At 40.6% G+C, this 13,133-nt stretch carries 13 protein-coding genes; 1 reads left to right on the top strand and 12 read right to left on the bottom strand.

Features of this window, described 5'->3' with window-relative positions; all coding sequences use genetic code 11:
• The 12 genes from HNQ84_RS09980 to HNQ84_RS10035 form a co-directional block, all read right to left on the bottom strand.
• Positions 1 to 294: helix-turn-helix domain-containing protein (locus HNQ84_RS09980; RefSeq protein WP_435622015.1), on the bottom strand; the 294-nt coding region annotated here is incomplete at its 3' end.
• A 217-nt stretch (positions 295 to 511) separates the two neighbouring features.
• Positions 512 to 2,062 (bottom strand): fatty acid--CoA ligase family protein, encoded by a 1,551-nt coding sequence (locus HNQ84_RS09985; protein WP_435622016.1) that lies wholly within the window; start codon positions 2,060 to 2,062, stop codon positions 512 to 514.
• A 225-nt stretch (positions 2,063 to 2,287) separates the two neighbouring features.
• Complete coding sequence (locus HNQ84_RS09990) at positions 2,288 to 2,965, bottom strand: ABC transporter ATP-binding protein (protein WP_435622017.1); 678 nt, start codon at positions 2,963 to 2,965, stop codon at positions 2,288 to 2,290.
• The gene (locus HNQ84_RS09995; protein WP_435622018.1) at positions 2,962 to 4,050 is read right to left on the bottom strand and encodes an ABC transporter permease; all 1,089 of its coding nucleotides are present in this window, start codon (positions 4,048 to 4,050) and stop codon (positions 2,962 to 2,964) included. Before HNQ84_RS09995 ends, HNQ84_RS09990 begins: the two co-directional genes overlap by 4 nt.
• A gap of 79 nt (positions 4,051 to 4,129) precedes the next feature.
• The gene (locus tag HNQ84_RS10000; RefSeq protein ID WP_435622019.1) at positions 4,130 to 5,551 is read right to left on the bottom strand and encodes a sensor histidine kinase; all 1,422 of its coding nucleotides are present in this window, start codon (positions 5,549 to 5,551) and stop codon (positions 4,130 to 4,132) included.
• A 15-nt stretch (positions 5,552 to 5,566) separates the two neighbouring features.
• On the bottom strand, positions 5,567 to 6,235 hold the full coding sequence (locus HNQ84_RS10005) for a response regulator transcription factor (RefSeq protein WP_435622020.1): 669 nt from the start codon (positions 6,233 to 6,235) through the stop codon (positions 5,567 to 5,569).
• A gap of 14 nt (positions 6,236 to 6,249) precedes the next feature.
• Positions 6,250 to 6,489: a hypothetical protein gene (locus tag HNQ84_RS10010; protein ID WP_435622021.1), complete on the bottom strand. Its 240-nt coding sequence runs from the start codon at positions 6,487 to 6,489 to the stop codon at positions 6,250 to 6,252.
• A 252-nt stretch (positions 6,490 to 6,741) separates the two neighbouring features.
• A complete protein-coding gene (locus tag HNQ84_RS10015) occupies positions 6,742 to 7,404 on the bottom strand; it encodes a 3'-5' exonuclease (protein WP_435622022.1) in 663 nt (220 codons plus the stop codon).
• 11 nt (positions 7,405 to 7,415) lie between these two features.
• Positions 7,416 to 9,248, bottom strand: a complete 1,833-nt coding sequence (locus HNQ84_RS10020; RefSeq protein ID WP_435622023.1) for a DUF294 nucleotidyltransferase-like domain-containing protein — start codon at positions 9,246 to 9,248, stop codon at positions 7,416 to 7,418.
• Positions 9,249 to 9,301: 53 nt separating this feature from the next.
• Entirely contained in the window at positions 9,302 to 10,951 is a 1,650-nt protein-coding gene (locus tag HNQ84_RS10025; RefSeq protein ID WP_435622024.1) for a sodium:solute symporter family protein, read from the bottom strand.
• Positions 10,952 to 10,977: 26 nt separating this feature from the next.
• Positions 10,978 to 11,280: a DUF4212 domain-containing protein gene (locus HNQ84_RS10030; protein WP_032100864.1), complete on the bottom strand. Its 303-nt coding sequence runs from the start codon at positions 11,278 to 11,280 to the stop codon at positions 10,978 to 10,980.
• 687 nt (positions 11,281 to 11,967) lie between these two features.
• The gene (locus HNQ84_RS10035; protein WP_435622025.1) at positions 11,968 to 12,702 is read right to left on the bottom strand and encodes an MBL fold metallo-hydrolase; all 735 of its coding nucleotides are present in this window, start codon (positions 12,700 to 12,702) and stop codon (positions 11,968 to 11,970) included.
• A gap of 152 nt (positions 12,703 to 12,854) precedes the next feature.
• Here HNQ84_RS10035 and yhfH point away from each other — a divergent pair, with 152 nt between their 5' ends.
• The gene (gene yhfH, locus HNQ84_RS10040; RefSeq protein ID WP_080730300.1) at positions 12,855 to 12,986 is read left to right on the top strand and encodes a protein YhfH; all 132 of its coding nucleotides are present in this window, start codon (positions 12,855 to 12,857) and stop codon (positions 12,984 to 12,986) included.
• Positions 12,987 to 13,133 lie beyond the last annotated feature (147 nt).

Raw genomic sequence — 13,133 nt, forward strand, 5'->3', positions numbered from 1 at the left:
AAACTTCGCCCGTCCTGCAAAAAAGTTTTTGTACGCTTGACACACATCTTTTATGGCTTGTTTTGTGATGTTGTTGGAATAATTGTTGAGCCAACTGTACTCTTTCGTTTGTTTGAGCCGCGTTAATCTTTTTCTTAATTCACCATCATTTAAAAATTTACCGCCTTGTTTATGATTTTCTTGTTGTTGTGCTAAGGCAAAATTATACGCCCACCTTGCTACACCAGCGCACTCAAATAATCTTGTTTGTTGTTTATGATTAGGAAGTAGCATAACTTTAAATGTTTTAATCATTTTCAGTTAGCTCCTTAATCATCTTCTTGGCTTTATTTGCTCTTTTGCCTTGTAATTTTTTATAAATTGTATATAGAGTTTTATGGATTTTCACAAAAATATTTTAACAGTTACTAACCCCCCCTACTTTTTTGCTGTTTCGCTTTTATGCGTTAAATTATACAAATATATTTTCTAAATATCAAGCAAATTCTAAAAAATAAATAAAAAACGGTGCTTACATCGCACCGCTTTGAGAGATGACTTGTTCTTTTAACGCGCGTCTTAAAATTTTTCCAGTCGTATTTTTTGGCAACTCTTCCAAAAATTCAATCGAACTGGGTACTTTATATTTTGCTAAATGCTCGCTACAATAAGCGATAAGCTGTTGTTCAGTTAGCTGTTTATTTTTGCTTACGACAAAACATTTGACCGCTTCTCCAAAATTCGGATCCGGTACACCAATCACTGCGGCCTCAACGACATCTGGGTGGCTGTAAAGCACTTCTTCCACTTCACGAGGATATACGTTATATCCTCCGACAATAATCATATCTTTTTTCCGATCAACAATATAAAAATACCCTTCTTCGTCCATCTTCGCTAAATCGCCTGTATATAGCCATCCGTCCCGAATCGTATGCGCTGTTTCTTCTGGCATTTTATAATATCCTTTCATGACGTTCGGGCCCCGTACGATGAGTTCCCCTACTTCCCCAACAGGCATTTCTTCTCCTAATTCATTGACAATTTTATTTTCGACATTCATAATGCTCGTTCCGATCGAGCCTGGTTTGCGCGGACGATCAAGTGGATTAAAGCATGTCACCGGTGAGGCTTCCGATAAACCGTACCCTTCAGAAACGATCACGTGAAATTTTTTCTCAAAGTTTTTCAATAACGCAACCGGCATCGATGCGCCGCCCGAAATACATAGACGAATGTGTGCGAAATCTTCTGCCTTGCCGTCTGGATATTGATATAAAAAGTTATACATCGTCGGTACGCCTGCAAACACCGTCGCTTTTTGTTCGCGCGCTACTTTAAACACTTCTGCCGGACTAAATTTAGGAAGAATAAGCACCGTTCCACCGTTCATGAGTGGCGCATTGAGCGCAACCGTTAAACAAAATACATGAAACATCGGCAACGTCGCAATCACTCGGTCATCTTCATGAATTTTTAAATAATCCGCGACATCTTGGGCGTTGCTGTATAAATTTTTATGTGTCAACATCGCTCCTTTCGGTTTTCCAGTCGTCCCTGATGTATATAAAATAACTGCCACATCATCATCGTCGAGTACTGGACCATCGAACGGAACATCACCTATCGCAAGCACATTTGTAAACGATTTCATTTTTTTCGGCACAACAACGCCTTGTTCTTTTCCTTGTGGTGTTTCGCAAATGATGATGTGCTCGACATTTGGCAGGCGCCCATCAAGCTTCATCAGCGTCGGAATGACTAGGTCAAGCGCAATGACAACCTTGACATCACCGTTCGTTAAAATGTAATGAATTTCATCAGGTGTGTAGATTGGGTTAATTGGAATCACTGTCGCCCCTGTGCGCATCGCACCGTACAAACTGACGATAAAATACGGTGAATTGCCTAACAAAAGTGCCACATGATCCCCTTTGTTTACCCCGAGCTTTGCTAGCCCGCTCGCAAACTTCATGATCGCACCGTTCAATTCACCGTACGTTGCAGACGTCTGCTCAAACACATACGCCTCCTTTTCCGGCTTTTGCGATGCAATTTGCTGTAACCGTGAAACTAAATTCATCTTCCCCACCCCTTAGTGAATGAATGATCATTCATTTTAAAATTAAAAAAATTCTAAATGTATTATATTTTAAAAAAGAACAACAAGCAAGCAAAAAACATACGTGTCACATGTTTGGACGTGTGAAATATCGTTTAAGACGAATACGATAAGCAAATGTATGCCGTTCAAACGAAACGGCTAATAACAAAGGGCTCCCGCAATATTGAGGAGCCTTTAAGCGTTTCATTGCTCGATCAGTTTTCCATCTGAAAGATAAACGACTTTGTCGCAAGCGTCAAGTACGCGCTCATCATGAGTAACCATCACAGCCGCCTTATTTCTTCGTTTCACTTCATCGCGCAACATTTGGACGACAACACGCCCCCGCTCAGCATCAAGACTTGCCGTCGGTTCGTCGGCTAAAATAATCGCCGGATCATTCATAAAGGCACGTGCAATCGCAACGCGTTGCCTTTCTCCACCCGATAACTGATTCGGATAATGATGCTTTCGCTGAAAAAGATGAAGTTGAGCAAGTAGTCCATCCGCGCGTTGCTCTGCCTCTTTACGATTTCCTTTCGCTAACTGTTGAACGAGCAACAGCTGATCGCGAACAGTTAAATACGGCACAAGGTTTGCTGCCTGAAAAATAAAACCGATTTTTTGCAAGCGAATCGCGCTCATTTCTTTTTTCGATAGCTGTTGAATTTCCGTTCCGTCGATGATGACTCGACCGCTTGTCGGTGAAAGAAGCGCTCCTGCAATAGACAAAAACGTACTTTTTCCAGATCCAGATGGGCCAACAACAGCAACAAACTCTCCTTCTTTCACCGAAAAAGAAACGTGATGTAACACCGTCACTTTCTGTTCTGCATCTTCATACGTTTTCGTCACACGATCAAGCACTAACAACTCATTCATGCAGCAACCCTCCCGATCGCATCGATAGCATCTACTTTTGCTACTTGATATAACGATAAAAACGTCCCAAGCATCGATAAAACGATAAATAGTGTACCATAAATCCATATGAAAAGAATCGGAAGTTCAAACGGTATACTCTCTGGTAATAAGAGAGACATACCATACGTGCATATGACGCCAACGGCAACACTTGCGCTCGTTAAAAGAAACACTTGTGAAAAAATCGTTTTCGCTAAATAGCTAAACGTCGCGCCAATCGCCTTCAATATACCGAACTGATTTATTTTTTGGATCGTTATAACATAGAAAAAAACAGACGATAAAATGGCGGCGATGATAAAAAGAAAAACGATCATTAGTTGCAAAGAGCTTTGCTCCTCTTTGTAACCCGGAATTCCTTTCAAAGCCTCATCTTTCGTTATTACTTTTACGTTAGATAACTCATCTTCAATTTTCTTTACTTTTTCTGTATTTGTTAAAGCAATAACCGTGAAAAAATGTTTTTCTTTTTGCATGTTTCTCCAGCCATCAAGTGGAACGTGTATGACCGGCGTATGACTAAATGTTTGCTTTTCACTAAATCCTTTAATCGTAAACGTAATTCCCGATCTCTCGTCTTTTATGCGATCACCGATATGAAAACCAGCCTGCTTAAACGATTGGTCTACAACTACTTCATCTGCTTTTAAATGCCGAAACGCTTTTCCTTCCACCACTTTCGGATCCAAATAAGAAGCTTGTTCAATCCCGAAAAATGTAGCGTCTGTTTTATTTTTTCCATTATCCGACGTCACTCCGGTCATATAAATGCCGACAGGAACAGCTTTCGTCTTTTGTACGTATTGTTCGACTTTCTCGACTGTTCTTTCTGACAATATAGAGCGACTAAGTTTGCCATCGGCGTCTTTTTCAATGACAAAATAGTGCGCAGACATTTGTTGAATAGCGGAAGCGTTATCGACAGCCAATCCTTGAGCTAGTCCCGAAACGAACAAGACGAGCCAGACGATGAGCGCCATAATAAACCCGATTAAGCTATAGCGCAGCTTAGCGTATTTCATTTCTTGCACGGCTAAAAGCATTCCATTCACCTCTCCTACAACGATATTCGTTACATCGTTCAGTATAAAAAGGAAAGATGAACAGAAGATGAACGAGCGATTACATTTTTCGCAATTGGACGATAAACATCGTCCCTTCCCCAAGCTTACTTTTTACTTCAATTTGTCCGTCATGAAGGTCGATAATTTTTTTAACAATCGATAAACCGAGACCGCTCCCTTCCTTTTTACGTGTGCGCGCCTTATCCACCTTATAAAAACGGTTGAAAATATACGGTATATCTTCTTCGGCAATCCCGATACCTGTATCTTCAATTTCAACGATGCCGTACTCGTCTGTCTCTTTTATTCGAACGGAAATCGTCCCACCTGTTTCTGTGAACTTGATACTATTTATGAATAAATTTAACCACACTTGTTGCAGTAAGTTTTTATCCCCTTTCACGAGAACAGGGAGTAATTCTAAATCGAGCGCTAACTCTTTGTCGCGCCATTGCCATTCTGTTGACATGATGACTTGTTTCCATTGAACAGAGAGATCAATTCGTTCTTTTTTTATTTTATCTCCTTCTCTATCAAGAAAAGCGAGCGTAAGCAACTGTTTACTTAACACCGATAGTCGTCTACTTTCCTCTTCAATAATCGATAAATAATACGTTTTTTGTTGTTCTGAAAGACGCTCATTTTGCAACGCTTTTGCAAATCCTTGAATGGAAGTTAGCGGCGACTGAATCTCATGTGAAACGTGAGAAACAAACTGCTGTCGCATATTTTCAATATTCGATAACTGGCTTGCCATTTGTGAAAAATGTTTCGCCAGTTGACCAATTTCATCGTCTCTCTTTACTTGCAGCTGAATATGGTAATGCCCTTTCGCAATCATTTTCGTTGCTTTCGTTAACTGTTCAAGCGGCTTCACTAAATAGCGTGTGTTTAGTAAAACAAAAAAGACGCTCAATACAATCGCGAACAAAAGTAAAAGAGCAAAAAAAATGCGCATCTCCCAAAATTGCCATTCGACATTCGGACGAATAAATAACGCTATTTTCTCGCCAGCAATCGTGATCGGCACACCGATCGTATTGCGCAACTCGTTATCAAAAAATCCTGTCACGAACAATCCGATCGGGAAATGTGCAATTCCATGATATACGTTCCCTCTCAAAACGCTTTCTACATCGTCTTCATTTATTTCTCCCCTTCGAAAGCTCCCGCCATAGCATGTTCGCTCTTTTTTATCATTCACTAAACAAATTTGATATCCTAAGTTTCCAATATGTAAAAAGTAATCATCTCGATTGATTTCACGATGTTGCTGAACGAACTGAGCGATGTGCAACGCAACTTCAGCAACCTTTTTGTCATTTTCTCTTTTCAACTGCAATTGATAATAAACGTTTGCAGCAATAAATGAAAATATACCGCTGACCATCATTACAAGCAACGTCGTTACAACAACGCGAACATAAAGTGTCTTCATCGTCTTTTGGGCGACTTCTTTCTTTAACGTCGCGCCTTCCACCTTTCTTTGCTCGTTTTATTTTATATGTAATCGATACCCGACACCGCGAACAGTTTGAATGACAAAATCATCGCTGTCGGCAAACCGCTCACGAATTCTTTTAATATGAACATCAATCGTCCGCTCATCGCCTTGAAAATCAATTCCCCAAATGAGTTGAATAAGTTCTTCACGCGAAAATGTTCGGCCTGGATAACTTGCGAGTTGAGCAAACAGTTCAAATTCTTTCAACGGCAACATATACACTTTTCCATCGGAATATATTTCATAACTTTTGCGATTGATCGTCGTTCCTTTCACTTGAATGATGTGTTCACTTACCATTTGGTATCGACGCAACAATGCTTTTATCCGAAACAACAGCTCCTTTGGCTCAAATGGCTTCGTCACGTAATCATCCGTCCCAGCCATATATCCTTTTTCTTTGTCCACAAGCTGATCTTTAGCTGTTAATAAAATAACAGGCAGATCGTAATGTTTGCGTATTTCTTCACACAACTGATAACCATCTTTATTTGGCATCATAATATCAATAATCGCTAAGTGAATCGTTTGATGATTAAGCACCATCAATGCCTCTTCTCCATCCGCCGCTTCATGCACAACGTATCCCTCTCTCGACAAATAAAGTTTTAACAATTCGCGGACGTGAATATCATCATCAGCTACTAATATATGAATCATGCAATATCCCCCTACTATTCCTCTATTAAAACCGCTCGTTGTACGGGTGGGCAGTATGTTGCTGCAACATTTGTTTCATACAAATAATATTTTTTTCCATCTACCAATAACGTGTTCACATCGATCATTTCGCATTGCTTTCCTTCGTTTTTTAAATGTTGTACAACTGCATGCATAAAGCTGTTTTTATCAAAATACCTTTCATTTAATTCAATAACGATTTTACGTTTTGTATGAAAAAAATGACGAAACATTTCCATCCCTCCCTTTATCTTTGTTGTTTCGCGAAAAATAGCGCCATCAAACCGATCAAAAGAAACAACCATCCTCTAATCATTTCCAATGTGTCATAGTAAAAAAAAGATTTTATTATCACAACAAAACCATATATGAAAAATGGTACTCCAAGAAATAGAAAATACAAAAATCTTGTCTTATTCGTCATAGACCACCATCCTCTGTCTCATTCATATTTTACCATAAAATAAAAAAAAGGGGATCTCCCCTCAAAACGATAGTGAGCGCATTTGGCTATCTGTTGCCCGCAACAGTTCCCCCCATGTTTGATAACCGCGCATGCGGAATTGTTCTAATAGCTCAACGAATAAATACGCGGTCGTGAGCGCATCACCGATGGCGGAATGTCGGTCGTACATGCGCGTGCCGAACGCTTGGGCATAGCGCTCTAAATCACGCATATCATATGACGGTGCAATAAAACCAATTAAATCGAGCGTATCGATAAACGTCGGCTTGCGAAATTTTATTTTTTCACGGCGCAATTCGTGCTTCATAACAAATAAGTCAAACGAAATGTAGTGACCAACAAAACATACACTTTGTTTTTGTTCAACAAACTGGAAAAATTGTTGTAGTGCTTCAAGTGCTATAGGCGCATGTTGCACTTTTTCCTCGGTAATATTCGTTAGTTCAACAATAACTGGTGGAATGTCGCGATTTGGGTTGACGTACGTATGAAACGTTTCGTCTTCAAGCACGTTCGTCCCTTTTACTTGCACCGCACCAATTTCAATTAATCGATCTACGGTTGCCACATTAAATCCCGTCGTCTCTGTATCAAAAACCGTAAAAACAACGTCATCGATCGGTGTCGATAATGGGATGTTATCATTTAGCTTATAGTCCATCGCCTTTCGTAAAAAAAACATCATCATCCCCCTCAAAAATGAGAAAATAATTGTGCTTGCAGTTGCTTTAACGTTTTTAAGCTTAAAATCAGTTCATCTTTTTCACGCGTTGTCATCGTTGTAAACGACAAGACAGACGATGATTGTTTATTTGCTTTATAGTGATTCCATTTATGGCGAATGTAAATGGATAACACGTTTTCCGCCGCTTTCTGTACATCCTTCGCAAACGATGGAGACAACACTTGTTTTTCTTTTAGTTTCTCGATTCGCTCAAACGGCGTACCGCATACAATCCCATGAATTAACCCTAAAATTTGCACGCTATGGTGGTAAGGAAATAGTACTTCTTTTTTCATATCAATCGTTTTCCGTTCAAGTCCAAAAATCGAACGAATCGGGCGATCGAGCGTTGGAATTTCATTTTGCCTTTCCATCTCAACAAGGCGAAAAAAGAAAATTTTTGCCCGATTTAACTGCCCGCGAATTTGTTGTTCAAACGTACGGTGCAAATCAATGTCCCCATATATAAATCGATACGAAAAAAAGTTTTGCGCTAACAACAAATTGTCATTTGTCGCGTGAATCATCCATTCACGCAATCGGTCTCTCCACGTCTCTAGCGAACCGCGCCACGCTTCTTCACTCGCCATCATTTTCCCTTTGCATCGCTCATATCCAGCTTTCTCCATGACACGTACAATCGCCTCACCAAGCTTCGCAAAATACGATGCATGTTCGTCACTTTCATACACGAGAAAATGGTCTTGATCGGTAAGTAAAAACTGCTCTCTCCGTCCACTTGATCCCATTTGGTAAAAGGCGAAGCGACACGGAGGTTCGCCTACTTCGTTTAGCGCTAACGCCATACAACGTAAGACGAGCCGATCGTATAGTTTCGTAATCATATTTAAACATTGGGAAATCGGCACTTGATCGCGCAACATCGTCGCCAACAACTCATAAATCGCCGTTTTTACTTTTGGCAACGTCTGTTCATCGGAATGATCAATTTGTTGAATCATCCGCATGATGCTTTCGTTTTTCTTCCTCATTAAGTCGGAAAACGTGACAATTCCTTGTACTTTTCCATCATCTACAACAGGCAAATGTTTTACCCCGCGTTCAATCATCATCGCAAGTGCATCATAATAATACGCAAATCGTGAAATCGTTGCGACGTCCTTCGTCATCACGCGTTCAACGACTGTATCATACGGAAGCGATTGTCCTAGCACACGCTCGACAAGATCCGTTTCTGTTAAAATCCCACATAACTTTTGTTCATCTGTCACGACGATCGAACTAATATGAGTGGCCGCCATTTTTTTCGCCGCTTCTTGCACAGTTGCGCTCGGCGGAAGGGTCACAACATCGCGAATCATTACATCCTGGACAGGAACAACAAACGATGTAGAATCACCAAATTTCCGCGCCTGCTTAATTTGTTCTGCAAGCGACACATACACATCTTTTAAACGGACACATGCCTGTGTAAGCAAATAATCATGCACGTTCGGATCATCCCACAACCGCGATAAAACAGAAAACGGAATAATTAACACTTCGCATCGTTCCGCTGCCCTGACCGCGACAAGCTCTTCTTTGCCTCCTTTGGATGCACCTAAAAAATCGGCTAAGCTTGAAAAACCGATTAGTCCCCCTTTTTGCACAACTTCGAGCACTTCATCATATCCTTCATGCTCGACATATACTTCCGCCACCCCATTTAACAACAAGACGAGTCCTTTACGTTGCTCATTTTTCCCTAAAATCGTATCGTCTTTTTCAAACGTTTTTTGTTCACATTGAGCAACGAGTCGATCAATTTCTTCATGTGATAAACTGCTAAATAGTGGATGCATCTCTATCCCCTCCCTTATAAAAACGGCATCTGTGTACACAGATGCCGAACGTATTATCTCATCCACACTTGACCGTCTTTATATGTCATTTGCTCTGGATAACGAAGGTCATATACTTCTTCTTGCACAGATTGCGAAGGCTCTTTTGTCATTAACGAAACGACGATATTTGCTAACATGGCTGCAACCGCACCAAATACCCCTGCACCTGTATCAACAATACCCGCAATGGAAAAACCACCATACTTCGCCGCTAAAATGTAGCCCAACGAAACGGCTAAACCGACAATCATACCTGCAATGGCCCCTGCAGCGTTCGAACGTTTCCACCACACACCAAGTACAAGTGCTGGGAAGAATGTGCTTGCTGCAATAGCAAACGCCCATGCAACAATTTGCGTAATTACGCCCGGTGGGTTTAAAGCGACTAAACCAGCTAATACCGTAGCAGCAACGATTGAAATGCGCGCAACGAGCAAACGATTTTGCTCTGATGCATTTGGACGTAAAATGCGATAGTAAATGTCATGAGCAAACGATGACGAAATAGCAATCATTAAGCCGCCTGCTGTCGATAACGCTGCTGCCATCGCTCCTGCTGCTACTAAGCCGATAACGAACATGCCAAGGTTTGCAATTTCTGGTGTTGCCATAACGACAATGTCGTTGCTAATGACCATCTCTTGCCATTGTAAAATACCGTCACTATTTGCATCCGCAATTTGCAATTTTCCTGTGTTAATCCATTTCTCTGTCCAAGCTGGCAATTCGCTAATTTTTTGACCGACAACATTTTTAATTAAAATGAAACGTGAAAACGCTGCATACGCAGGTGCTGATAAATAAAGTAAACCGATAAATAAAAGTGCCCATGCACCTGACCAACGTGCCGCTTTCATCGTTGATACCGTATAAAAGCGAACGATGACGTGCGGAAGACCAGCTGTTCCAGCCATTAATGTAAACATAAGTGCAAGGAACTGCCACTTACTACCTTTCAAAAATGGTTCTGCATACTGTGAAATACCTAATTGCTGATCTAACTCTTGAAACTGACCAACAATTTTTCCGTAAGAAAGCCACGGAATCGGGTTTCCTGTCAACTGGAGCGACATGAAAACGACCGGAATTAAGTATGCGATGATTAAAATAACGTATTGCGCAACTTGCGTCCATGTGATTCCTTTCATTCCACCAAACGCTGCATAAAACGCAATTAACACAACACCAATCATCGTACCGACTTTTGCGTCTACTTCAAGCAAACGTCCAATAACAACTCCTGAACCAGAAAGCTGTCCGATCGAGTAAACGAATGAGATGATGATCGTACAGAGAGCTGCAATTACACGAGCCGTATGACTTTCAAAACGGTCGCCAATAAACTCTGGTACTGTATAACGACCGTATTTCCGAAGTTGTGGAGCAAGTAAAAACGTCAACAATAAGTATCCACCTGTCCACCCCATAATGTATGCAAGACCGTCATACCCTAACAACATAATCGTACCGGCCATACCGATAAATGACGCTGCGCTCATCCAATCTGCTGCGATCGCCATTCCGTTTGAAAACGGCGAAATACCACGACCTGCGACATAGAAATCAGACGTTTCTTTCGCTTTGTTATAAATAGCAATCCCAATATATAATGCAAATGACGCAATAATAATGGATAAAGACACGAGAAATTGTGTATCCATGATGCTCCCCCTTCCCCTTTGTTCTCTTAATGATCGAGCGCTTTTCCAGCGCTTAATTGTTCATTTTTCTCTTCGCTAATGCCGTATTTTTTATCGATGCTGTCGCTTACTTTTGCGTTAATAAACAACAAAATAATGAACGTGACTACTGCACCTTGTGCCCCCATAAAATAATGGAACGGAAAACCGTTGAATGTCATGGCTTTAAACGACTCTGCAAACATGACAACACCGAATGAAACAATAAACCAAATAATCAAGAAAATAACAATTAATCGCACACGTTCACGAAAGTACGAATCAGCTACTTTTTTATCAATTTGTTTCAAACAAACACACCCCCAAGTTAAAAATAAATTTGACCGTTTCAAAAAATGGAGCTGGGAACGTTATGACTTCAAATAAAAAGTAAGCGAAGACTGACAAGAATGGAATGAGTAAAAAGAAAGGTTTTTGCTTGCGAAAAGCAACATACAAGCTCACGATCGTAATCCCTAAGATGAGGTAAAACACAATCAAACAAATACCCCCTTCAACTTGTAAGCGTTATCATTTTATTTTAACACCCACCTCCTAACACGTGTTACTAAATTTTAAGAAAATTCTAACACACCCATATTATCTCTACTTTTCAATCTATCGTCAAGCACCTGTTCAAAAAATTTTCAAAATTTTTATTCTGTATTATAACAAATACAACAAAGAATCTAACTGAAAAAGGCTAATCCCAAACTGTAAACATGTTTTGAGATTAGCCCCATCATCTCCATTTACTCTATAAAAGGAAATTTAATATCAAAAAAGTATAAAATAACAAGTATAGTGGTCAAAACAAGCGTTTGAATGCTGTCACGTTTAAGTAAAACGCGATGCGAAGGTTTACACTCTTGTTTTGATGTCCAGCGATGAGTAACATAGGAAGAAAACAAAAACCAACAAAAAATAACTATATAGCTAACTATTCCGTATTGCCACCACGTCATTTGAATCACCTAAAAAGAGAGGTAGACAATCACTTATTCTTCCCACGTCCATCTTGTTTTTGCTAATTGCACATCGCCGTGGAAAATCGTTTTTGCTTCGCTGACAAGCTGTTCGATGTTTCCGAAATGAGGCAAGTGCGTCAGTAACAACGTTCCAACCTCAGCATCACGAGCGATCGTAGCTGCTTCTTCGCTCGTCATATGTCCTGCCTGTTTGGCGTTTTGTCCTGCGTAAAAGTTGCATTCACAAATGAGCAAATGTGCATGTTTCGCAAAAGGAACAAACTGCGGTAAATAGCTCGAATCCGCTGTATACACAACCGTTTTTCCTCCTGCTTCTATGCGCATCGCATAACAAATCGCCGGATGTTCCGTTTGCATAAACGAAATCGTAAATGGACCGATGTGAATCTTCTTATTCGGATCATATGCCACCGCTTTTGTCACTCCTTTATGCCCAAGACGCGCAAATCCATCACGATCGAGCGAATGGCCGTAAATGGAAAGTTCCGTCAAATCTATACCTAAATTTTTCTTAATAAGCCGCGCGTATTGAAGCGGACCAATGTCTGCCACGTGATCGTGATGATAATGCGATACGATCACCGCATCAATTTGTTCAATATCAATGACGTTTTGCAGTTGGGCTAACGCTCCGCTTCCGCAATCGACTAACAAGCGAAACCCATCGTGTTCAAATAAATAACATGACGTTGCTTCATTTTTTTTCGGAAATGCACCCCAATAACCGATGACTGTCACCTTCATATGTATTCACCTTCCTGACAAAAATGTGTACAACTACACAATACCAAATTTCCGAACGAATTTCACACATATAAATGTTATAAAACAACTATTGACAAAAGGCAATCTGTTATAATACAATAAAATCAACAAAAACGAAGGGGTTGGGGAGTATGCTAGAAAAAATGTCTGAATTTTATAAAAAGTTACCACCAAAAACATGTTGTGAATGTGGTAAAGAAATGGAAGAGCAACATGAATGCTATGGAAACATTTGTGTTCAATGTTTAAACGTCTCTTGCTAAGAAAAGCGCAAAGCGCCCGCCTATCGGTGAAGAGCGCACAAGCCCCACCGAGGAGGCTGTTGCCGCCACAGTGTGGGGCGAAGCGACTCGAGCCGATGGCGCTTGGAGCTAGACATCAATTCTTTAAAAAAGCAGCCTGCGTGGCTG

Source organism: Anoxybacillus eryuanensis, from assembly GCF_051200995.1.
GTDB lineage: Bacteria > Bacillota > Bacilli > Bacillales > Anoxybacillaceae > Anoxybacillus > Anoxybacillus tengchongensis.

Excerpts from the sequence above, each read along its gene's own strand:
- HNQ84_RS10005 (WP_435622020.1), bottom strand. The coding sequence starts at position 6,235 with ATGATTCATATATTAGTAGCTGATGATGATATTCACGTCCGCGAATTG.
- HNQ84_RS10020 (WP_435622023.1), bottom strand. The coding sequence starts at position 9,248 with ATGCATCCACTATTTAGCAGTTTATCACATGAAGAAATTGATCGACTC.
- HNQ84_RS10015 (WP_435622022.1), bottom strand. The coding sequence starts at position 7,404 with ATGTTTTTTTTACGAAAGGCGATGGACTATAAGCTAAATGATAACATC.
- HNQ84_RS10010 (WP_435622021.1), bottom strand. The coding sequence starts at position 6,489 with ATGTTTCGTCATTTTTTTCATACAAAACGTAAAATCGTTATTGAATTA.
- HNQ84_RS10025 (WP_435622024.1), bottom strand. The coding sequence starts at position 10,951 with ATGGATACACAATTTCTCGTGTCTTTATCCATTATTATTGCGTCATTT.
- HNQ84_RS10035 (WP_435622025.1), bottom strand. The coding sequence starts at position 12,702 with ATGAAGGTGACAGTCATCGGTTATTGGGGTGCATTTCCGAAAAAAAAT.
- HNQ84_RS09995 (WP_435622018.1), bottom strand. The coding sequence starts at position 4,050 with ATGCTTTTAGCCGTGCAAGAAATGAAATACGCTAAGCTGCGCTATAGC.
- HNQ84_RS09990 (WP_435622017.1), bottom strand. The coding sequence starts at position 2,965 with ATGAATGAGTTGTTAGTGCTTGATCGTGTGACGAAAACGTATGAAGAT.
- yhfH (WP_080730300.1), top strand. The coding sequence starts at position 12,855 with ATGCTAGAAAAAATGTCTGAATTTTATAAAAAGTTACCACCAAAAACA.
- HNQ84_RS09985 (WP_435622016.1), bottom strand. The coding sequence starts at position 2,062 with ATGAATTTAGTTTCACGGTTACAGCAAATTGCATCGCAAAAGCCGGAA.